The organism is Pseudomonas sp. Tun-23181 (genome assembly GCF_057415455.1).
On the sequence record NZ_CM171630.1, the window covers coordinates 4,494,685 to 4,515,131 of the forward strand.

A 20,447-nucleotide genomic window follows, 5' to 3' on the forward strand; every position below is an offset into this window, starting at 1 on the left:
ATGCCTATCGAACTGCTGCCGGAAACCCCTTCGCAGACCGCCGGCCCCTACGTGCATATCGGCCTCGCCCTGGCGGCGGCCGGCAACCCGACCCGCGACCAGGAGATCTGGAACCGCCTGGCCAAGCCGCACGCGCCGGGCGAGCACATCCTGTTGATCGGCCACGTGTATGACGGCAACGGCCACCTGGTGCGCGATTCGTTCCTGGAGTTCTGGCAAGCCGACGCCAGCGGCGAGTACCAGGACCACTACAACCTGGAAAACGCCTTCAACAGCTTCGGCCGCACCGCCACCACCTTCGACGCCGGCGAGTGGGCCCTGCACACGGTCAAGCCAGGGGTGGTGAAGAATGCCGCGGGCGTACCCATGGCGCCGCATATCAACATCAGCCTGTTCGCCCGTGGCATCAACATCCACCTGCATACGCGGTTGTATTTCGACGATGAGGCCGAGGCCAACGCCACGTGCCCGGTGCTCAACCTGATCGAGCAGCCGCAGCGGCGCGAGACGCTGATCGCCAGGCGCTGCGAGGTGGAGGGCCAGGCGGCGTATCGCTTCGATATCCGCATTCAGGGAGAAGGAGAGACGGTGTTCTTCGACTTCTGATGCACCGGAAAAGCATCGCCGGCAAGCTGGTTTCCACAGGCACCGCGTAGCCCTCAAGCTCAGCGCATTGCCTGTGGAAGCCTGCTTGCCGGCGATAGCGCCCGTGCGGTCAGCGCCGTACCAGCAGCACGCCGCTTTCCATGTGGTGGGTATACGGGAACTGGTCGAACAGCGCGCAGCGCTCGATGCGGTGGGTGTCGTGCAACTGGGCGATGTTCGCCGCCAGGGTCTCGGGGTTGCACGAGATGTACAGGATGCGCTCGAAGCGCCGGGCCAGTTCGCAGGTGTCCGGGTCCATGCCGGCACGCGGCGGGTCGACGAACACCGTGCCGAACGCATAGCCCTTCAGGTCGATGCCTTCGAGCCGGCGGAACGGGCGAACCTCGTTCAGGGCCTGGGTCAGCTCTTCGGCCGACAGGCGCACCAGCCGAACGTTATCCACACCGTTCTCATCCAGGTTGCTCAGCGCGGCATTGACCGAGGTCTTGCTGATCTCGGTGGCCAGCACCTGGCGCGCGCGGGTGGCCAGCGGCAGGGTGAAGTTGCCGTTGCCGCAGTACAGCTCCAGCAGGTCGTCATCACGCTCGCCCATGGCCTCGAAGGCCCAGCCCAGCATCTTCTGGTTCACCGCGCCGTTGGGCTGGGTGAAGGCGCCTTCCGGCTGGCGGTAGCTGAACACGCGGCCGGCCACCTCGAGTCTTTCCACGGCATAGTCGCGGCCGATGACCAGGCGCTTGCCCTTGGAACGGCCGATGATGCTGACGCCCAGCTCGTCGGCCAACTGTCGCGCGGCGATTTCCCAGGCTTCGTCCAGCGGGCGGTGGTAGCACAGGGTGACCATGGCATCGCCGGCCAGGGTGGTCAGGAACTCCACCTGGAACAGCCGGTTGCTCAGCGCCTCGCTGGCCTGCCAGGCGGCTTTCAGGCGCGGCATCAAGGCATTGATCCGCTGGCTGGCGATGGGGAAGTCGTCGATCAGGATCGGCGTGTGCTTCTCGCCCGGGGCGAACATCGCGTAGTGGCGCTGGCCGTCCTCGCGCCACAGGCGGAATTCGGCGCGCAGGCGATAGTGCTCGCGCGGCGAGTCGAACACGGCCGGTTCCGGCGCGTCGAACGGTGCCAGCAGCTCGCGCAGGCGGGTGACCTTGGCGTCCAGTTGCGTGGCATAGGTGGAAGGATCGAAGACAGCACTCATGCGTTGAGCCAGCCCAGCTTGATGACGAACAGGATGGACAGGATCACCAGGGCCGAGTTCAGGTCGCGGTAGCGACCGGAGATCAGCTTGACGGCGGTCCAGGCGATGAAACCGAAGGCGATGCCGTTGGCGATCGAGTAGGTCAGCGGCATGGCCAGGGCGGTGACCACCACGGGCGCGGCCTCGGTGACGTCGTCCCAGTTTATTTCCGCCAGGCCCGAGGCCATCAGCACCGCGACGAACAGCAGCGCCGGGGCGGTGGCGAAGGCCGGTACGCTGCCGGCCAGTGGGGCGAAGAACAGCGCCAGGAGGAACAGCATGGCGACCACGATGGCGGTCAGGCCCGTACGCCCGCCCGCACTCACGCCCGCGGCGGATTCGATGTAGCTGGTGGTGGTCGAGGTGCCCAGCAGGGAGCCGGCCATGGCTGCGGTACTGTCGGCGATCAGGGCTCGGCCCATCTTCGGCATGTAGCCGTCCTTGCCCATCAGCCCCGCGCGCTTGGCCACGCCGATCAGGGTGCCGGAGTTGTCGAACAGGTCGACGAACAGGAAGGCGAAGATCACGCTGACCAGGCCCACGTCGAGGGCGCCGGCGATGTCCAGCTGCAGGAAGGTCGGCGCCAGCGACGGTGGCATGGAGACGATGCCGCCGAACGGCGTCACGCCCAGCAGGATCGAGGCCAGGGTGATCGCGAGGATGCCGATCAGCACCGCGCCGCGCACCTTCAGCGATTCGAGCGCGACGATCAGGAAGAAGCCAAGGGTCGCCAGGATCGGCGCGGGTTGCTTGAGGTCACCCAGGCCCACCAGGGTCGCCGGGTTGTCGACCACGATGCCGGCGTTGTGCAGGGCGATCAGCGCCAGGAACAGGCCGATGCCCGCCGCGATGGCCGAGCGCAGCGGCAGCGGGATGCTGTTCACGATCCACTCGCGGATACGGAAGATCGACAGCAGGAAGAACAGCACCGCCGAGAGGAACACCGCACCCAGCGCGACCTGCCAGGTGTGACCCATGTGCAGGACCACGGTATAGGTGAAGAAGGCGTTCAGGCCCATGCCGGGCGCCAGGGCGATCGGGTAGTTGGCGATCAGGCCCATGGTCGCTGAGCCGATGGCCGCGGCCAGGCAGGTGGCGACGAAGATCGCACCCTTGTCCATGCCGGTCTCGCCGAGGATGCTCGGGTTGACGAACAGGATGTAGGCCATGGCCAGGAAGGTGGTGACGCCCGCGAGTATCTCGGTGCGCACGTTGGTGTTGTGTGCTCTTAGTTGAAACAGCCTTTCCAGCATGCCCGCTCCCCAAGGCGCCCCCGGCGCCGTGAATGTATCGACCCCATCAGCAAAGCACAGACCGTAGCGGATGCCGTGGATTTGCGTGGGGCTGAAAAAAGCCGCGCATCATACCAGCATGGATGGCGGGGGCCTATGGGCGCCGGGACGGGCGGGGTGGGTGGCATACCGCGGCACAGGCTCGGCACATGCCTAGCCTTCGTGCAACCGGTCGCGCTTGGCCAGGGTCGGGAACAGTTTCATCCACATCCCGGTCACCACCAGCGTGCCCACGCCGCCCAGCACCACCGCCGGCACCGTGCCGAACCAGTGCGCCGTCACCCCTGACTCGAACTCCCCGAGTTGGTTGGAGGCGCCGATGAACAAGCCGTTCACCGCACTGACCCGCCCGCGCATCTCATCCGGCGTCTCCAACTGCACGAAGGCACCGCGGATGACCATGCTGATCATGTCGGCCGCACCGAGCACCACCAGCACGGCCAGGGAGAACCAGAACGAGGTGGACAGGCCGAAGGCGATGGTCGCCACGCCGAACACGCCGACGGCGGTGAACATGATCAGGCCCACCTTGCGCTCCACCGGGAAGCGCGCCAGCCACAGCGACATCATCAGCGCCCCCACCGCCGGCGCCGAGCGCAGCAGGCCCAGGCCCCAGGCGCCGGTGAGCAGGATGTCCTTGGCGAATACCGGCAGCAGCGCCGTGGCGCCACCGAGCAGCACGGCGAACAGGTCCAGGGAAATGGCCCCGAAGATGTCCCGGCGGCTGCGGATGAAACGGATGCCGGCCAGCAGCGATTCGAGGTTGGCGCGACCGCGCTGGGGGAGCTGCTGGCGAGCGTCGAGGCTCAGGGTCAGCAGGCAGGCGATGGCGTACAGGGCGACCGTCGGCGCATACACCCAGAGGCTGCCGAAGGCATAGAGGAAGCCACCCACGGCCGGGGCGACGATGGTCGCTGACTGGGTCGCCGAGGCCGAGGCTGCCACGGCTCGCGGAAACAGCCCTGGCGGTACGACATTGGGCAGCAGGGCCTGGGTCGCCGGCATTTCGAAGGAGCGAGTGGCGCCGAGCAGGAAGGCGAGGATGAAGATCAGCTCGCGGCTGACATTGTCGGTGGCGCTGCCCACTGCCAGGGCCAGTGCGATCGAGGCCTGCAGGCTCTGGCACAGGGCGGCGACACGGCGGCGGTCGTAACGATCGGCCACGTGGCCGGTGTGCAGCATGAACAGCACCCGCGGCGCGAACTCCACCAGGCCGACCCAGCCCAGGTCCAGGACGTTGCCGGTCAACTGGTAGAGGTGCCAACCGATGGCCACGGTGAGCATCTGGAAGCCGCTGGCGGTGAACACACGGGCCAGCCAGAAGGCGAGGAAGGGGCGGTGGTGGCGCAACAGCAGCGGGGCGGAGTCGGGCATCGCAGATCTGCAACCTCGGTGGTAGAGGGGATGCAGGGTATCATCTGACTGTAACAAATAGTTACTTTTTCAGAAGGCGTGCGACTGACGAAGAACCCTGTGGGATCACCCATGCCACTCATTTGCAAGCGGGTGAGGCAACCGGTCACGCGGCAATCAACCACACGCTCCATCCGGCCATTCGCGTCTATGCTTTCCAGCAGTCGTTGACCTGGGTCAATAGTTCCAGATGCAACGATTCGGCCTGATGGCCGGACTCCCTGCGATCGAACAGAACAATTCCAGCGCGCCGCACTCGATAACCGTGGGGGCTGTGGGCGTGAAGGCCATCGGCCTGGACGCCGGATTACCTGAAGAGGAAGCACTATGTTCGGTTTAGAGGCCTTGGAGCTCGCCCGAATCCAGTTTGCGTTTACCGTATCCTTCCACATCCTGTTCCCAGCCATCACCATTGGCCTGGCGAGCTACCTGGCGGTTCTCGAAGGCCTCTGGCTGAAGACCGGCAACAACGTCTACCGTGACCTCTACCACTTCTGGTCGAAGATCTTCGCCGTCAACTTCGGCATGGGGGTGGTCTCCGGCCTGGTCATGGCCTACCAGTTCGGCACCAACTGGAGCCGTTTCTCCGATTTCGCCGGCGCCATCACCGGCCCCTTGCTGACCTACGAGGTGCTGACCGCATTCTTCCTCGAGGCGGGCTTCCTCGGCGTCATGCTGTTCGGCTGGAACCGTGTCGGCCGGGGATTGCACTTCTTCTCCACGCTGATGGTCGCCCTCGGCACCCTGGTGTCGACCTTCTGGATCCTCGCCTCCAACAGCTGGATGCAGACCCCCCAGGGCCACGAGATCATCGATGGTCGGGTGGTGCCGGTGGACTGGCTGGCGGTGATCTTCAACCCGTCCTTCCCCTTCCGCCTGATGCACATGGCCACCGCTGCGTTCGTCGCCACGGCCTTCTTCGTCGGCGCCTCGGCCGCCTGGCACCTGCTGCGCGGGCGTGACAACCCGGCCGTGCGCAAGATGCTTTCGATGGCCATGTGGATGGCCCTGATCGTTGCCCCGATCCAGGCGGTGATCGGTGACTTCCATGGCCTCAATACGCTCAAGCACCAGCCGGTGAAGATCGCGGCCATCGAAGGCCATTGGGAGAACGTGCCCGGTGAGCCGACGCCGCTGATCCTGTTCGGCATTCCCGACATGCAGGCCGAGACCACCCGCTTCAAGATCGAGATCCCGGCCCTGGGCAGCCTGATCCTGACCCACAGCCTGGACAAGCAGGTCCCGGCGATGAAGGAGTTCCCGCCCGAGGACCGGCCCAACTCGACCATCGTGTTCTGGTCGTTCCGCATCATGGTCGGCCTGGGCCTGCTGATGATCTTCGTCGGCCTGTGGAGCCTGTGGCTGCGCAAGCGCGGCACGCTGTACAGCTCGCGGCCGTTCCTTTACCTGACCCTGTGGATGGGGCCGTCGGGCCTGATCGCCATCCTTGCCGGCTGGTTCACCACCGAGGTCGGCCGCCAGCCCTGGGTGGTCTACGGCCTGATGCGGACCGCCGATGGCGTGTCCAACCACAGCTACACCCAGCTCGGCCTGACCCTGGTGATTTTCGTGGTGGTCTACTTCGCCCTGTTCGGCACGGGCCTGGGCTACATGATGCGCCTGGTGCGCAAGGGGCCGCAGACCGGCGAGGGCGACGAGCACAAACCCGGTGGACCGGGGCAGAAACGCACGCCGGCACGGCCGTTGTCCGCCGCCGATGACGACGGCATCGATGCCGACGCCGCCAGCCTGAACAAGGGGAACTGAGCCATGGGTATCGATCTTCCGTTGATCTGGGCCGTGATCATCATCTTCGGCGTCATGATGTACGTGGTGATGGACGGCTTCGACTTAGGGATCGGCATGCTCTTCCCCTTCGTCAAGGGCGAGCGTGACCGTGACGTGATGATGAACACCGTCGCCCCGGTATGGGACGGCAACGAAACCTGGCTGGTGCTGGGCGGCGCGGGACTGTTCGGTGCGTTCCCCATGGCCTATTCGGTGGTGTTGGAGGCGCTGTACCTGCCGCTGATCCTCATGCTGGTGGGGCTGATCTTCCGCGGCGTGGCGTTCGAGTTCCGCTTCAAGGCCACGGCCGCCAAGCGCCATATCTGGGACAAGGCCTTCATCTGGGGGTCGCTGGTCGCCACCTTCTTCCAGGGTGTGGCCCTGGGTGCTTTCATCGAAGGCTTCAAGGTGGTCGATCGCCACTATGCCGGTGGTTCGCTGGACTGGCTCACCCCGTTCAGCCTGTTCAGCGGGCTCGGCCTGATCGTCGCCTACACCTTGCTCGGTTGCACCTGGCTGATCATGAAGACCGAAGGCCCGCTGCAGCAGCAGATGCATGACCTGGCTCGGCCCCTGGCGCTGGTGCTACTGGTGGTGATCGGTATCGTCAGCCTGTGGACGCCGCTGGCCTATCCGCAGATCGCCGAGCGCTGGTTCAGCCTGCCCAACCTGATCTGGTTCATGCCGGTGCCGATCCTGGTGCTGGTGACCTTCTACGGGCTGCTGCGGGCGGTGGCACGCAATGCCCACTACACCCCGTTCGTGCTGACCCTGGTGCTGATCTTCCTCGGCTACAGCGGCCTGGGCATCAGCCTGTGGCCGAACATCATCCCGCCGTCGATCTCCATCTGGGATGCCGCGGCTCCGCCGCAGAGCCAGGGCTTCATGCTGGTGGGCACGTTGTTCATCCTGCCGTTCATCCTGGGGTACACCTTCTGGAGCTACTACGTGTTCCGTGGCAAGGTGACCCATGATCAGGGCTATCACTGAGGGGGCGCGGCGATGAACGTTGGAGAGAAAAAGCCACTGTGGCAGCGCCTGGGTTGGCTGGTGCTGATCTGGGCGGCCAGCGTCGCCGCCCTTGGGGTGGTGGCCTGGCTGATGAGGATGTTCATGAGTGCGGCGGGGCTCAGTACGCATTGAGTCCCTCGGGGGGCCAGAACAGGGGCTGCGAAGCAGCCCCAAATGGCAGCAGAAACGCTAACGGATCTGCATTGATAGGCCCTACTTGCGCGCCTTGAGCACCACGAACTTCGGCGTCGCCGCCACCTGCTCTACCCCACGGAACAACCGCGCCAGTTTGCTGTGATAACCCAGATGGCGGTTGCCGACGATGTACAGCGCGCCCCCGATCACCAGCGCTTCACGGGCCTGCTGGAACATGCGCCAGGCAAGGAAATCGCCGACCACCTGCTGCTGGTGGAACGGCGGGTTGCACAGCACCACGTCCAGCGACTGCTTGTCCTGCCCGGCCAGGCCATCGGCGGGGCGGATCGTTACCTCGCGTTCGCCCAGCGCCGCTAGCCAGTTCTCCCGGGCCGACTGCACGGCCATGTACGACTCATCCACCAGCGTGTAGTGCGCGTCGGGGTTGGCCAGGGCACTGGCGATCGCCAGCACGCCATTGCCGCAGCCCAGGTCGGCGACACGGGCCTGGCCAAGGTCGCGGGGCAGGTGCGGCAGGAAGGCACGGGTACCGATGTCCAGCCCTTCGCGGCAGAACACATTGGCATGGTTGACCAGCTCCAGGGCGGGGGATTCCAGGCGGTAGCGGGTGGGGTAGGGCGAACGCGCGGCGGGACGCTCGTCGACGACGCTGGCCGTGAGCAGGCGTGCCTTTTTCTGGGCCAGCGAAGCCTGCACCGGGCCGATGTACTTTTCCATCAGGTCGCCTGCGGCACGCGGCAGATGCTTGATCATGGCGCCGGCGATCACCTGGGCGCCTGGCGCCAGGTGGCCCTGCAGGCGGATCAACTGCTCTTCGAGCAGGGCGAGGGCCTTGGGCACACGCACCAGTACCCGATCGAACGGGCCCTGCCAGCGTTCGCTGGCGGGCACGAAGGGCACGCTGTCGTAGGGCTTGCCATTGCGCACCAGGTTCTTTTCCAGGGCCAGGTGGGCCAGGTGCGAATCGCCACTGCTGACCACGTCCAGGTGCCCGGCCAGGCTGGCGGCCAGGGCCCCGAAGCTGTCATTGAGCACCAGTACCCGGCAACCGGCCCCCGGTGCCTGGCCGGCCAGGTGCTCCAGCAGGTAGTGGTCCGCGGCATCGAAGGCTTGCAGGGGATCGTTGGCCTGTTCCGGCTGGCGGATCAGGTCGAGTTCGGCGAAGGGGCTGGTCAGCAGGGGCATGGCGTTGGCTCGGGTGCGAAACTGCCCATCGCAGGCCACGACGAGCTTCAGGTGCGCGATTCTACAGGGCTTTGCGCCTGGCGTCAGAGCAGGCCGCGGGTGGCGGCGATGGCGATCGCCCCGGCCTTGTTGGCGGCGTTGGTCTTGGTGATCACGCTGCGGATGTGGAAGTTCACGGTGCTGGTCGACAGCGAAAGGATGCAGGCGATGTCCGAGGCGGTCTTGCCGGCGGCGGACCACTTGAGGACCTCCAGCTCCCGGTCGCTCAGGCTGGGCTCGGGGGCGAGCCGCGCCAGGTGATACTCGCAGAGCAGGGCATGCAGGCTATTGCACAGCCAGAGCACCTGGGCGGCCTTCTCGTAGAATTCGGCGGTGTCGATCGCTCCTTGTGGCCTGGCCACGCTCAGTTGGGTTTCGTTGTGCTGCAGGTCGTGCACCGATTGTGTCCAGCCGTGACACAAACCATGGCTGCAGGCCGTTTCGCGCAGGTGGGGAACCTCGTGGTACAACTCATCGTGCCAGAGGACGGGCATCGTGGTGCGATGGCATCTGTTGACGACCGGGTCTTCGCGCAGCGCTTCGCCGCCCTGGCAGTGGGCGTTCCATTCGCCTGGATAGTTGTTGTAGCGCACCACCTGCGGAGGATGGGCGGCGATGGGCAGGTACAGCGCCAGGCCCAGGTAGGTCATGTCCAGATCTTGGACCAGGCCAAGGGCGCGATCGAACAGTCGTTGTGGCTCCCGCTCCTCGAGCAGCAATTGCAGTTGTTGGGTTTTCCACTGTGGCATGAGTCGGCTCCCTCTGGACTCTAGATGGATCCAAAATTCCGCTACCGGATGATTGTAGGAAAAGACCTAGCAATTTGTTCGGAATATTTTGTTATAGACCGTGCTCGCCGACGAGCGCCGCACGAGGCCCTACAAACCATCGGTGTTCATCCCCGGCGCTTTGGGCGACACTGGGCGTTCCTGATCGATGGAGCCCGTCATGACTGCCAGCGCCGACAAGTTCACCCGCCAGACCCTGCTCGACGTCCAGCCGTTGACCCCCAATCTGTTCACCCTGCGGGTCACCCGCGACCCTGGGTTTCGTTTCCGTTCCGGGCAGTTCGCCCGTCTGGGCGTGACCAAGGCCGATGGCAGCGTGGTATGGCGGGCTTACTCGATGGTCAGCGCCCCCCATGACGAGTTCCTCGACTTCTTCTCCATCGTCGTGCCGGGCGGCGAGTTCACCAGCGAGCTGAGCCGCCTGGGCGAGGGCGATCACTTGCTCATCGATCGCCAGGCCTTCGGCTACCTGACCCTCGACCGTTTCGTGGGTGGCCGTGACCTGTGGTTGCTGGCCACCGGCACCGGTATCGCGCCGTTCATGTCGATCCTGCAAGACTTCGAAGCCTGGGAGCGATTCGACAATATCAAGCTGGTGTATTCGGTGCGCGAGGCCAAGGAACTGGCCTACCTGGACCTGATCGCCGGCCTGGAGCAGCGTGACTACCTGGCCGAGTTCGCCGGCAAGCTGCAGTTCATCCCGGTGGTCACCCGCGAGCGGTACCCTGGGGCGTTGAATGCGCGGATCACCACGCTGATCGAGCATGGCGAACTGGAGAAGGCAGCGGGGCTGGAGCTGTCACCGGAGCATTCGCGGATCATGCTGTGCGGTAACCCGGACATGATCGACGACACCCGCAAGGTGCTGAAGGCGCGCGACCTGCAGTTGAGCCTGAGCCGGCGGCCGGGGCAGGTGGCGGTGGAGAACTACTGGTAGCTGCAAGCCACGAGCTGCAAGAAAAAGCAGCTATCACACCGATCGGCTTTTTCTTGCAGCTTGCAGCTCGTGGCTAGTCGCTCAGGGCTGACGGTTCTTGAGCAGGTCGCGGATCTCGGTCAGCAGGGTCTCCTCGGGCGTCGGCACGGGCGGGGCGCTCGGGGCCTCGGCTTCTTCGCGCTTGAGGCGATTGATCACCTTCACGCCCATGAAGATCGCGAAGGCGATGATCAGGAAGTCGATCACCGTCTGGATGAACTTGCCATAAGCCAGCACCACCGCGGGGATGTCGCCCTCGGCGGCCTTGAGGGTGATGGCCAGGTCACTGAAGTCCACCCCACCGATCAACAGGCCCAGCGGCGGCATGACCACGTCGCCCACGAAGGACGATACGATCTTGCCGAAGGCCGCGCCGATAATGATACCGACGGCCATGTCGACGACATTTCCCTTTACCGCAAAGGCCTTGAATTCACTGAGCATGCCCATGGTTTATTCCTTGTAACAAATGGATAAGGTATTCGCAGTGTAAGCCAGCTATGCGCTTCATGCGTTACGCCGATGCTAGAGACTGCGGTTAGATCGAATAGTTTTGTCGCTTCCCGGCACGTTCGAGGCACGTCCGGCTCGGCTATCATGGCGATTTTTTCCAGGAGACTGAGCCCATGGCCAAGGCCAAGCGCTTGTATGGCTGCACCGAGTGTGGCGCGACCTTCCCCAAATGGGCCGGCCAGTGCGGTGAATGCGGGGCCTGGAACACCCTGGTCGAGACCCTGATCGAGAGCGGCGGTGCCGCGGCGCCCAGCGGGCGTGCCGGCTGGGCCGGGCAACAGGCACAGATCAAGACCCTGGCCGAGGTCAGCGTCGAGGAGATCCCACGTTTCGGCACTGGCAGTACCGAGCTGGACCGGGTGCTCGGTGGTGGCCTGGTCGACGGTTCGGTGGTGCTGATCGGCGGCGACCCGGGGATCGGCAAGTCGACCATTCTGCTGCAGACCCTGTGCAACGTCGCCGCGCGCATGCCGGCGCTGTACGTCACCGGCGAGGAGTCCCAGCAGCAGGTGGCCATGCGCTCGCGGCGCCTGGGCCTGCCCCAGGACCAGCTCAAGGTGATGACCGAGACCTGCATCGAGGCGATCATCGCCACGGCGCGCCAGGAAAAGCCCCGGGTCATGGTCATCGACTCGATCCAGACCATCTTCACCGAACAGCTGCAGTCCGCGCCCGGCGGCGTGGCCCAGGTCCGCGAGAGCACCGCATTGCTGGTGCGCTATGCCAAGCAGAGCGGCACGGCGGTGTTCCTGGTCGGCCACGTGACCAAGGAGGGCTCCCTGGCCGGTCCACGGGTGCTGGAGCACATGGTCGACACCGTGCTGTACTTCGAGGGTGAGTCCGATGGCCGACTGCGTCTGCTGCGGGCGGTGAAGAATCGCTTCGGCGCGGTCAACGAGCTGGGCGTGTTCGGCATGACCGACCGGGGCCTCAAGGAGGTTTCCAACCCGTCGGCGATCTTCCTCAACCGCGCCCAGGAGGAAGTGCCCGGCAGCGTGGTCATGGCGACTTGGGAAGGTACCCGGCCGATGCTGGTGGAGGTCCAGGCGCTGGTGGACGACAGCCACCTGGCCAACCCGCGCCGGGTCACCCTGGGCCTGGACCAGAACCGCCTGGCCATGCTGCTGGCGGTGTTGCACCGGCACGGTGGTATTCCCACCCATGATCAGGACGTGTTCCTCAATGTGGTGGGGGGCGTCAAGGTGCTGGAGACGGCGTCGGACCTGGCATTGATGGCGGCAGTCATGTCCAGCCTGCGCAACCGCCCGCTGGCCGATGGCCTGCTGGTGTTCGGCGAGATCGGCCTGTCCGGTGAGGTACGCCCGGTGCCCAGTGGCCAGGAGCGCCTCAAGGAGGCCGCCAAGCACGGTTTCAAGCGCGCCATCGTGCCCAAGGGCAATGCGCCGAAGGAAGCCCCGGCCGGTTTGCAAGTGATTGCCGTGACCCGGCTGGAACAGGCCTTGGATGCACTCTTCGAGTGATCCAAGCCCCAAGGCTGGTCAGTGAAGTGGCATTGGGGCCGATAGTTTCGCGACATGAAAAAAGGGGAGCCGACGATGCGCATCGGCTCCCCTTGCGTGACCGCCGCAGGTGGCGATCAGTGCTCTGCCAGCGCCTTGCGCCTGGGCGCCTCGTCGCCCTGTTCGTCAGGTTCGAGCACCGGCACCTCGTTGCCGTCGGCATCGAACAGTTTGCCGTCCTTGAAGTAGTCGCCATCACGCAGGGCCGAGAGGTCGGAATACTGGATGGTTCGCTCGTAGCCCGCGGCGAACACCGATTGCTGGTCCGAGTTGCCCACGGTGAAGTGGTTGAAGATCAGGTTCAGCAGGATGGCCATGATCGCCGCCGAGCTGATGCCGGAGTGGAAAATGGTCTCGAACCAGTTCGGGAAGTGGTGGTAGAAGTTCGGCGCGGCAATCGGGATCATGCCGAAGCCCAGCGAGGCGGCGACGATGATCAGGTTGACGTTGTTCTTGTAGTTGACCTTCGACAGGGTGCGGATACCGCTGGCGGCCACGGTGCCGAACAACACGATGCCTGCACCGCCCAGTACCGGCGTCGGTACCGCGGCGATCACCCGGCCCATGATCGGCAGCAGGCCGAGCACCACCAGGATCACCCCGCCGGTGGCCACCACGTAGCGGCTCTTGACCCCGGTCACCGCCACCAGGCCGACGTTCTGGGCGAACGCACTCTGGGTGAAGGAGCCGAAGATCGGTGCCAGGATGCTCGAGGCCATGTCGGCGCGCAGGCCGTTGCCCAGTCGTTTGGAGTCGACCTTGGTATCGATGATCTCGCCCACGGCGAGGATGTCGGCCGAGGTCTCCACCAGGGTCACCATGATCACGATGCACATCGACAGGATCGCGGCGATGTGGAAGGTCGGCATGCCGAAGTGGAACGGGCTGGGGAAGGCGAACATCGGGCCTTCGCTGACCTTGCTGAAGTCGGTCATGCCCAGGGCCCAGGCGATCAGGGTACCTGCCACCATGGCCAGGAGGATCGACAGGCGCGAGATGGTCGCGTTGCCCAGCTTGCTCAGCAGCAGGACGATGGCGAAGGTCAGTGCCGCCAGGCCGATGTTGGCCATGCTACCGAACTCCGGCGAGGCGCTGTTGCCGCCCATCACCCAGCGCGCGGCGACCGGCATCAGGGTCAGGCCGATGGTGGTGATGACGATACCGGTGACCAGCGGCGGGAAGAACTTGGTGATGCGCGAGAACACCGGGGTGATCAGGAAGCCGATCAGCGAGGCCGCCATGACCGCGCCGAGCACGCCCTGCAGGCCACCGCCGCCTTCACTGCTGAGGATCGCCCCCATGGTGGCGACACCGGCGAAGGACACCCCTTGCACCAATGGCAACTGGCAGCCGAAGAACGGCAGGCCAAGGGTCTGCAACAGCGTGGCCAGGCCACCGGCGAACAGCGAGGCGGCGATCAGCAGGCCGATCTCCGCGGGCGCCAGACCCGCGGCCTGGCCGAGGATCAGGGGCACGGCCACGATCCCCCCGTACATGGTCAGCACATGCTGCAGACCATAGGCCAGGTTGGCGCCAAGCCCGAGGTATTCATCCTCGGGGCGCTTGGCGGGAGACGTGCTAGGGGACGTAGTCATGGAGCAGGCTCTCTGTTTATTGTTGTGTCGCTACTGTAGACAATTCCTACAAACAAATACCACAAGAATTGTATACAAGATTTTGATCGGAGCGCGGACAAGGGCGTTCGCAAGGTGCGGGCAAATGGAATGCAGAATGCGTTCCAAGCTGGCAGAGGCGATGCTAGAGGGGTGTGTACAACACAGCTGCTACCCAACAGAAAGCTGTCTGGGTAGACAGGAAACACATGGCGGGAAGAATGTTAGCTGGCTAAGAGATATCAATATTCGATGAGTTCGCGCAGCTCGCGCATCATTTCGGTGCTGTCGGCGACGTTCAGTTCCACAAGACGGTGCAAATGGGTCATCGAATCGATGTCGATATAAAGGCAGATGAAGCCGAGCCGGGTGGGTTCTTCATGACGCAATTCCACCTGCATCTGTACACGGGTCTGCGGGTCGAGATGGATGATGGCGTCGAAATCCTGGGTCAGGTCGGCATCCCACGGCTCGGGACGCTCGATCAGCAGGCCCTTGAGCGACAGGTCGAGCAGTTTCACCGGCCAGCGCCGTGTGCCCTGGCGCAGCTCGGTGGGGGCGTCGAAGTCGATGCGCTGGAAGCGGCGGCGTTCGTCGTGTTCGCTCATGGCTAGACCCTCCGGGGGTGCTTCCTGACTATAGTTGATTGTGTCTGTGCATCAGGTACCGCTGACGGGCCGCGGAGGCTCTAGATCAAAGCAAGTATGGCAATGCGCGATGACACGCCCTAGACTCGGTGGGCGGTCTTTTTCCAATCCACCAGCTGGAAGTGAACCATGAACAACAATAATAGCCTGCTACGCCACATTCCGTGGTTGGCGCTGGCGGTCATAGGCGCTTGCGCGCTGGGTGTGGTCGCCCTGCGTCGCGGCGAGGCGATCAATGCCTTGTGGATCGTAGTCGCCGCCGTGGCCATCTACCTGGTCGCCTACCGCTACTACAGCCTGTTCATCGCCACCAAGGTGATGCAGCTCGACCCGCGTCGGGCCACCCCGGCGGTCCTCAACAACGATGGCCTGGACTACGTCCCGACCAACAAGCACATCCTCTTCGGCCACCACTTCGCCGCCATCGCCGGCGCCGGCCCCCTGGTCGGTCCGGTGCTCGCCGCGCAGATGGGCTACCTGCCCGGCACGCTCTGGCTGATCGCCGGCGTGGTGCTGGCTGGCGCCGTGCAGGACTTCATGGTCCTGTTCCTGTCCACCCGCCGCAACGGCCGTTCGCTGGGCGACATGGTCCGCGAGGAAATGGGCCGGATTCCGGGCACCATCGCCCTGTTCGGCTGCTTCCTGATCATGATCATCATCCTCGCGGTGCTGGCGCTGATCGTGGTCAAGGCCCTGGCCGAGAGCCCGTGGGGCATGTTCACGGTGATGGCGACCATCCCGATCGCGATGTTCATGGGCATCTACATGCGCTACATCCGCCCGGGCCGCATCGGCGAGATCTCGATCATCGGCGTGGTCCTGCTGTTGCTGTCGATCTGGCTGGGCGGCCAGGTGGCCGCCGATCCGGTCTGGGGCAAGGCGTTCACCTTCACCGGCGTGCAGATCACCTGGATGCTGGTCGGCTACGGTTTCGTCGCCGCCGTGCTGCCGGTCTGGCTGGTGCTGGCGCCGCGTGACTACCTGTCGACCTTCCTCAAGATCGGCACCATCGTCGGCCTGGCCATCGGTATCCTGATCATCGCGCCGGAGCTGAAGATGCCGGCCCTGACCCAGTTCACCGACGGTACCGGCCCGGTCTGGAAGGGCACCCTGTTCCCGTTCCTGTTCATCACCATCGCCTGTGGCGCGGTGTCCGGCTTCCACGCGCTGATCTCCTCGGGGACCACGCCCAAGCTGCTGGACAACGAAGTCAACGCCCGCTACATCGGCTACGGCGGCATGCTGATGGAGTCGTTCGTCGCCATCATGGCCATGGTCGCCGCCTCGGTGATCGAGCCGGGCGTGTACTTCGCCATGAACAGCCCGGCCGCGGTGGTCGGTGCCGACGTCGTGTCGGTGGCGCAGACCGTCAGCAGTTGGGGCTTCACCATCACCCCCGAGCAGCTCGAGGCGACCGCCCGCGACATCGGCGAGCACACCGTCCTGGCCCGTGCCGGCGGTGCGCCGACCCTGGCCGTGGGGATCGCGCAGATCCTCCACCAGGTGCTGCCGGGCGAGAACACCATGGCCTTCTGGTACCACTTCGCGATCCTGTTCGAGGCACTGTTCATCCTCACCGCGGTGGACGCCGGTACCCGCGCCGGGCGCTTCATGCTGCAGGACCTGCTGGGCAGCTTCATCCCGGCGCTCAAGCGCACCGAGTCGTGGGGCGCCAACCTGATCGGCACCGCCGGCTGCGTGGCCCTGTGGGGCTACCTGCTGTACCAGGGCGTGATCGACCCGCTGGGCGGCATCAATACCCTGTGGCCGCTGTTCGGCATCTCCAACCAGATGCTGGCCGGTATCGCCCTGATGCTCGGCACCGTGGTGCTGATCAAGATGAAGCGCCAGCGCTATGTCTGGGTCACCCTGCTGCCGGCTGTGTGGCTGCTGATCTGCACCACCACCGCGGGCCTGATCAAGCTGTTCGACCCGAACCCGGCGGTGGGCTTCCTGGCCCTGGCCAACAAGTACAGCACCGCGCTGGACGCCGGCCAGGTACTGGCGCCGGCCAAGGACCTGGCGCAGATGCAGCACGTGGTGTTCAATGCCTACACCAACGCGGGCCTGACCGTGCTGTTCCTGGTGGTGGTGTTTAGCGTGCTGTTCTTCGCCATCAAGGTCGGCTTCGCCGCCCTGGGCCGCAAGGAGCGCACCGACAAGGAAACCCCGTTCCAGGCGCTGCCTGACGCGTAACGAAGAGGAATACCGCGATGTTCAACGACCTGGGGCGACTGGGTAAGTACCTGGGGCAGGCAGCCCGCCTGATGGTCGGCATGCCCGACTACGACAACTATGTCGAGCACATGCAGGCCAAGCATCCGGACAAGCCGGTGATGAGCTACGAGGCGTTCTTCAGGGAGCGCCAGGAAGCCCGTTACGGTGGCAAGTCCGGGCCCAAGTGTTGTTGACCCCGCGACATGCATGAACCTGTGGGAGCCCGGGTAACCTGGCTCCCACAGTCATTTTCGGCTTCATGGAGGCAACTGCGTGCAAACGCCCATTCCCGTTACTGTCCTGACCGGCTTTCTCGGTGCCGGCAAGACCACCTTGCTCAAGCACATGCTCAAGGCCGAGCACGGCCTGAAGATCGCTGTGATCGAGAACGAGTTCAGCGAGGCCGGCATCGACAGCCAATTGCTGGGCGACGAGCCGGTGCAGGTCATGACCCTGGCCAACGGCTGCGTATGCTGCAGCATCCACGGCGACCTGACCCGTGCCCTGTACCTGCTGCTCGAACGCCTGGACGCCGGCGAGATCGCCTTCGACCGCCTGGTGATCGAGTGCACCGGCCTTGCCGACCCGGCACCTGTGGCGCAGACCTTCTTCATCGATGAGGAGCTGCGCGAGCGCTATATCCTCGACGGCATCATCACCCTGGTCGATGCTGCCCATGCCGAGCTGCACCTGACCCAGGCCATCGCCCAGGCCCAGGTGGGCTTCGCCGACCGCCTGCTGCTGAGCAAGACCGACCTGGTCGAGCCTGACGCCGTCGAGGCCCTGCAGGAGCGCCTGGCCCGCATCAACGGTCGCGCCGCGATCCGTGTGGTCGAACACGGCCGCATCGACCTGGCCGAGTTGCTCGACGTGCGCGGGTTCAACCTCAACACCGACCTGGGTGGCAGCCTCAAGCCAGCCCTGCGCCCAGTCCTCAAGCCTGCCACGCCGGACCGTATCTCCACCCTGGTGCTGCGTAGCGAGACGCCGTTGGACATCGACCGTCTCAGTGACTTCATGAACGAGTTGCTGGAAAACCACGGCAAGCAGCTGCTGCGCTACAAGGGCGTGCTGAACATCGCCGGCGAAGAGCGTCGCCTGGTATTCCAGGGCGTGCTCAAGCTGTATGGCTTCGACTGGGATACCGAGTGGGCTGAAGGAGAGGTGCGGGAAAGCGTGATGGTGTTCATTGGCGATGAACTGCCGGAGGAGACGATCCGGGAAGGATTCGCTGCGTTGAGCTAATGGCCTCGTGGGCTTGGGTCGCCTCTGCACCAGGGCGGTTAGTCAGCCTTCGTCCGGCTCATTTTTATATTCGAGGATATTGATCCTGATCGGCAGAAACTGGTCGTGCTTGGCGAACAGGTACATGTGCTTGGAGTCATGCCGCCGCTGGCGATGCAAGCATTTGCCGGAGCTTCGTTCACGCAGCAGGCAGATGAGTGGGTTGATGGGCTTATCCGTCAGGGTGATCTCCCCCTGGGGACCTACCATCTCGAAGTAGGAAGGCGTGACATCTTCGGGCCTGTATACGGCAATGGCCCCGTTGTCGTCTCGACAGAGACACTTGCCGAAGTGATTGCCTGGCGAGTGGACGGACAAGGTGTAGCCTTTGTCCGTATGACGGAAATAGACCTTCATGGGGCGCTGGGGCACAGAGGCTGCTTGGTGACAGAGCAGGTGCGAGTCGTCCCGTTCGTTGAAGCGTCCACTGAAGACGCCGCCTCCCGTGCCGGGAAGGATGACTTTGGCAGGCTTGCCCAGCAAGGTTTCAAGCAGGTTGAGATCAGCACCCTGGCTGCTGATTTCGGCAATGAACGATAGCTGGCGGTGGGTTGGCATGACGCATCTCCTCGGGGTGATGGATGCCTACCTTAAGGTGGTCATGAGTACTGGGCGCAGCGGGAATCCGTTCATTCCTGGCCTTGCTCGGCCAGTCTCGTGAGCGAGAGCGTTCAGCCGTCAGCGATGGGGTTGTGTCCACAATCAAAAAGCCCGGTACTAGACCGGGCTTCTCACATCAGGCAATCGCCAATTTAGTTGCCGTACACCGGCAGCTTCTTGCAGATGGCCTTGACCTTCTCACGCACGGCGTCGATCACCGCTTCGTTGTTCAGGTCGGCGAGGATGTCGCAGATCCAGCCGGCCAGCTCGCGGCACTCGGCTTCCTTGAAACCACGGGTGGTGACGGCCGGGGTGCCGATGCGCAGGCCCGAGGTGACGAACGGCGAACGTGGGTCGTTCGGTACCGAGTTCTTGTTCACGGTGATGTAGGCTCGGCCCAAGGCAGCGTCTGCGTCCTTGCCGGTGATGTCCTGCTTGATCAGCGACAGCAGGAACAGGTGGTTCTGGGTGCCGCCGGAGACGACGTCGAAACCACGCTCGATGAACACGCCGGCCATGGCCTGGGCGTTCTTCACCACTTGCTGCTGGTAGGCCTTGAACTCAGGCTGCAGCGCTTCCTTGAAGCAGATCGCCTTGCCGGCGATGACGTGCTCCAGCGGACCGCCCTGGGCGCCCGGGAAGACCGCGGAGTTGAGCTTCATCTCGATCTCTTCGTTCTTGCGCGCCAGGATCAGGCCGCCACGCGGACCGCGCAGGGTCTTGTGGGTGGTGGTGGTGACCACGTCGGCGAACGGGACCGGGTTCGGGTAGATGCCAGCAGCGACCAGGCCGGCCACGTGGGCCATGTCGACGAACAGGTAGGCACCGACCTTGTCGGCGATCTCACGGAAGCGCGGGAAGTCCAGGACCTGGGAGTAGGCGGAGAAGCCGGCGACGATCATCTTCGGCTTGTGCTCCAGGGCCAGGCGCTCGACTTCGTCGTAGTCGATCAGGCCGTTGGCGTCGATGCCGTACTGCACGGCGTTGTACAGCTTGCCGGAGGAGCTGACGCTGGCGCCGTGGGTCAGGTGGCCGCCGTGGGCCAGGCTCATGCCCAGGAGGGTGTCGCCGGCCTGCAGCAGGGCCAGGTAGACGGCGGCGTTGGCCTGGGAGCCGGCGTGCGGCTGGACGTTGGCGTAGTCGGCGCCGAACAGTTGCTTGGCGCGGTCGATGGCCAGTTGCTCGATCACGTCGACGTGCTCGCAACCGCCGTAGTAGCGCTTGCCCGGGTAGCCTTCGGCGTACTTGTTGGTCAGTACCGAACCCTGGGCCTCCATGACGGCCGGGCTGGTGTAGTTTTCCGAAGCGATCAGCTCGATATGCTCTTCCTGGCGCTGAGCTTCCTGCTGCATGGCTTCGAAGAGCTCGGCGTCGTACTTGGCAATGGTCAAATCACGGCTGAACATGGCGGTCCTCAAGGATCGGGCTGAATTGGGGGGGCATTCTAACCCATTGGCCCTGGCCTGGCATATGAAGAGGCGTCATGTCGCGGACCAATGGAATTCACGACGACCAAGCGGCGAGCTGCAAGCTACAAGAGGGGTCGCTGCTGAACCTGTGGGACA

19 protein-coding genes are annotated in these 20,447 nt (G+C 64.5%); 9 read left to right on the forward strand and 10 right to left on the reverse strand.

Annotated elements, in window-relative coordinates; all coding sequences use genetic code 11:
- On the forward strand, window positions 1-606 hold the full coding sequence (pcaG, locus tag ACDI39_RS21265; protein WP_225790526.1) for a protocatechuate 3,4-dioxygenase subunit alpha: 606 nt from the start codon (window positions 1-3) through the stop codon (window positions 604-606).
- Window positions 607-715: 109 nt separating this feature from the next.
- Here the strand turns inward: pcaG and trmA are convergent, their stop codons facing one another.
- From trmA to ACDI39_RS21280, 3 genes are all read right to left on the reverse strand, one after another.
- Complete coding sequence (gene trmA, locus ACDI39_RS21270; protein WP_368816412.1) at window positions 716-1,801, reverse strand: tRNA (uridine(54)-C5)-methyltransferase TrmA; 1,086 nt, start codon at window positions 1,799-1,801, stop codon at window positions 716-718.
- Window positions 1,798-3,093 carry an NCS2 family permease gene (locus tag ACDI39_RS21275; protein WP_225790524.1) on the reverse strand — a complete coding sequence of 432 codons (1,296 nt, stop codon included), beginning with the start codon at window positions 3,091-3,093 and terminating at the stop codon, window positions 1,798-1,800. The genes trmA and ACDI39_RS21275 overlap by 4 nt, the downstream gene beginning before the upstream one ends.
- A gap of 192 nt (window positions 3,094-3,285) precedes the next feature.
- Entirely contained in the window at window positions 3,286-4,506 is a 1,221-nt protein-coding gene (locus ACDI39_RS21280) for an MFS transporter (RefSeq protein WP_253091490.1), read from the reverse strand.
- 366 nt (window positions 4,507-4,872) lie between these two features.
- On the opposite strand from ACDI39_RS21280, the gene ACDI39_RS21285 reads away from it, so the two are divergent.
- The 3 genes from ACDI39_RS21285 to ACDI39_RS21295 are packed head-to-tail and all read left to right on the forward strand — an operon-like array spanning window position 4,873 to window position 7,476.
- A complete protein-coding gene (locus tag ACDI39_RS21285; RefSeq protein ID WP_225790522.1) occupies window positions 4,873-6,312 on the forward strand; it encodes a cytochrome ubiquinol oxidase subunit I in 1,440 nt (479 codons plus the stop codon).
- Window positions 6,313-6,315: 3 nt separating this feature from the next.
- Window positions 6,316-7,323: a cytochrome d ubiquinol oxidase subunit II gene (gene cydB / locus ACDI39_RS21290; protein WP_225790521.1), complete on the forward strand. Its 1,008-nt coding sequence runs from the start codon at window positions 6,316-6,318 to the stop codon at window positions 7,321-7,323.
- A 12-nt stretch (window positions 7,324-7,335) separates the two neighbouring features.
- On the forward strand, window positions 7,336-7,476 hold the full coding sequence (locus ACDI39_RS21295) for a DUF2474 domain-containing protein (RefSeq protein ID WP_225790520.1): 141 nt from the start codon (window positions 7,336-7,338) through the stop codon (window positions 7,474-7,476).
- An 81-nt stretch (window positions 7,477-7,557) separates the two neighbouring features.
- Here the strand turns inward: ACDI39_RS21295 and ACDI39_RS21300 are convergent, their stop codons facing one another.
- Window positions 7,558-8,685 carry a methyltransferase gene (locus ACDI39_RS21300; RefSeq protein ID WP_253091489.1) on the reverse strand — a complete coding sequence of 376 codons (1,128 nt, stop codon included), beginning with the start codon at window positions 8,683-8,685 and terminating at the stop codon, window positions 7,558-7,560.
- A gap of 83 nt (window positions 8,686-8,768) precedes the next feature.
- On the reverse strand, window positions 8,769-9,473 hold the full coding sequence (locus ACDI39_RS21305; protein WP_225790518.1) for an autoinducer binding domain-containing protein: 705 nt from the start codon (window positions 9,471-9,473) through the stop codon (window positions 8,769-8,771).
- Window positions 9,474-9,672: 199 nt separating this feature from the next.
- On the opposite strand from ACDI39_RS21305, the gene ACDI39_RS21310 reads away from it, so the two are divergent.
- Window positions 9,673-10,449, forward strand: coding sequence for a ferredoxin--NADP reductase (locus ACDI39_RS21310; RefSeq protein ID WP_225790517.1), 777 nt, complete (start codon window positions 9,673-9,675; stop codon window positions 10,447-10,449).
- A gap of 81 nt (window positions 10,450-10,530) precedes the next feature.
- Here ACDI39_RS21310 and mscL read toward each other — a convergent pair whose 3' ends face one another.
- Window positions 10,531-10,938: a large-conductance mechanosensitive channel protein MscL gene (mscL, locus tag ACDI39_RS21315; protein WP_225790516.1), complete on the reverse strand. Its 408-nt coding sequence runs from the start codon at window positions 10,936-10,938 to the stop codon at window positions 10,531-10,533.
- Between the two features lie 176 nt (window positions 10,939-11,114).
- Between mscL and radA the strand changes: the two genes are divergently transcribed.
- On the forward strand, window positions 11,115-12,482 hold the full coding sequence (gene radA / locus ACDI39_RS21320) for a DNA repair protein RadA (protein ID WP_225790515.1): 1,368 nt from the start codon (window positions 11,115-11,117) through the stop codon (window positions 12,480-12,482).
- A gap of 116 nt (window positions 12,483-12,598) precedes the next feature.
- Here the strand turns inward: radA and ACDI39_RS21325 are convergent, their stop codons facing one another.
- Together ACDI39_RS21325 and ACDI39_RS21330 are read right to left on the reverse strand one after the other, a co-directional pair.
- Window positions 12,599-14,116, reverse strand: coding sequence for a nucleobase:cation symporter-2 family protein (locus ACDI39_RS21325; protein ID WP_225790514.1), 1,518 nt, complete (start codon window positions 14,114-14,116; stop codon window positions 12,599-12,601).
- A 260-nt stretch (window positions 14,117-14,376) separates the two neighbouring features.
- On the reverse strand, window positions 14,377-14,742 hold the full coding sequence (locus ACDI39_RS21330) for a PilZ domain-containing protein (RefSeq protein ID WP_225790513.1): 366 nt from the start codon (window positions 14,740-14,742) through the stop codon (window positions 14,377-14,379).
- Window positions 14,743-14,910: 168 nt separating this feature from the next.
- On the opposite strand from ACDI39_RS21330, the gene ACDI39_RS21335 reads away from it, so the two are divergent.
- From ACDI39_RS21335 to yjiA, 3 genes are all read left to right on the forward strand, one after another.
- Window positions 14,911-16,977, forward strand: a complete 2,067-nt coding sequence (locus tag ACDI39_RS21335) for a carbon starvation CstA family protein (protein WP_486537016.1) — start codon at window positions 14,911-14,913, stop codon at window positions 16,975-16,977.
- A gap of 17 nt (window positions 16,978-16,994) precedes the next feature.
- Window positions 16,995-17,192 (forward strand): YbdD/YjiX family protein, encoded by a 198-nt coding sequence (locus tag ACDI39_RS21340; RefSeq protein WP_027918412.1) that lies wholly within the window; start codon window positions 16,995-16,997, stop codon window positions 17,190-17,192.
- Window positions 17,193-17,271: 79 nt separating this feature from the next.
- Window positions 17,272-18,243: a GTPase gene (gene yjiA, locus ACDI39_RS21345; protein ID WP_486537017.1), complete on the forward strand. Its 972-nt coding sequence runs from the start codon at window positions 17,272-17,274 to the stop codon at window positions 18,241-18,243.
- A gap of 42 nt (window positions 18,244-18,285) precedes the next feature.
- Here the strand turns inward: yjiA and ACDI39_RS21350 are convergent, their stop codons facing one another.
- Window positions 18,286-18,840 (reverse strand): hypothetical protein, encoded by a 555-nt coding sequence (locus tag ACDI39_RS21350; RefSeq protein ID WP_225790590.1) that lies wholly within the window; start codon window positions 18,838-18,840, stop codon window positions 18,286-18,288.
- Between the two features lie 194 nt (window positions 18,841-19,034).
- A complete protein-coding gene (glyA, locus tag ACDI39_RS21355) occupies window positions 19,035-20,288 on the reverse strand; it encodes a serine hydroxymethyltransferase (protein WP_486537018.1) in 1,254 nt (417 codons plus the stop codon).
- Window positions 20,289-20,447 lie beyond the last annotated feature (159 nt).